The sequence below is a fragment of the Pseudomonas sp. Sample_10 genome (assembly GCF_004321495.1).
Taxonomy (GTDB): domain Bacteria; phylum Pseudomonadota; class Gammaproteobacteria; order Pseudomonadales; family Pseudomonadaceae; genus Aquipseudomonas.
On record NZ_RCOE01000078.1, the window covers coordinates 1 to 1052 of the forward strand.

1 protein-coding gene and 1 pseudogene are annotated in these 1052 nt (G+C 59.4%); both read left to right on the forward strand.

The window, feature by feature from the left end:
• On the forward strand, positions 1 to 203 hold a 203-nt coding region (locus D8U18_RS07310; RefSeq protein WP_131107365.1), incomplete at its 5' end, for a DUF3418 domain-containing protein.
• 340 nt (positions 204 to 543) lie between these two features.
• Positions 544 to 1052: pseudogene (locus tag D8U18_RS07315) on the forward strand (beta-ketoacyl-ACP synthase III); the annotation flags it as partial.

Sequence of the window (1052 nt, forward strand, 5' to 3'; positions counted from 1 at the left end):
GTGGCGAATTGTCCGGCCTGTGGACGCAATACCAGACCCGCGCCAACAAACACGCTCAGGAAGGCAAGCGCGATCCGCAGCTCGAGCTGTATCGCTGGTGGCTGGAGGAATACCGGGTTTCGCTGTTCGCCCAGCAATTGGGGACCAAGGTGCCGATCTCCGACAAACGCCTGAACAAGCAGTGGGCGCAAGTCGAGCCGTAGGCCGGGGCGGATGCAATACCTTGTGGGAGCGTGTCAGTCGCCAACGGTGTGCCCTGATACACCGTCATCGCGGGCAAGTCGAAACGTCGCACCGCCACTCCCACAGGTTTATTCTGGCGGCTGTAACAGAGGGTTCATCCAGCAAAAAGGCGCCAAAATCCAAGGTTTATGGCAAACTTCGCGCCTATAAACGCCGGCCCCGCGGTTTTGAGCCTTCGCCGCTGCGGGCAGGCCTGAATAAAGCGATACCAGGTTTGCGTCCCCGGGATGGGAATAGACCCTTTGTGTATTGGTACGACGGTGCCAATGCTTTCTGCCTGAACAGATTAGAGACACGACCATGCATAACGTCGTCATCAGTGGCACCGGCCTGTACACCCCGGCCAACAGCATCTCCAACGAAGAGCTGGTGCAGTCTTTCAATACCTATGTGGCTCAATTCAATGCCGACAACGCCGACGCTATCGAACGCGGCGAAATCGAAGCCTTGACCGAATCCAGCGCAGCGTTCATCGAAAAGGCTTCCGGCATCAAGAGCCGCTTTGTCATGGACAAGGAAGGCATCCTCGACCCGCAACGCATGGCACCACGTCTGCCGGAACGCTCCAATGACGAATGGTCGGTGCTGTGCCAGATGGCCATCGGCGCTGCCGAACAAGCCTTGCAACGCGCCGGCAAGACCGCCGCGGACATCGACGGCGTGATCGTCGCCTGCTCCAACCTGCAACGCGCCTACCCGGCCATCGCCATCGAAGTCCAGGAAGCGCTGGGCATTGAAGGTTTCGGGTTCGACATGAACGTGGCGTGTTCTTCCGCCACCTTCGGCATCCAGGCCGCCGCCAACAGCGT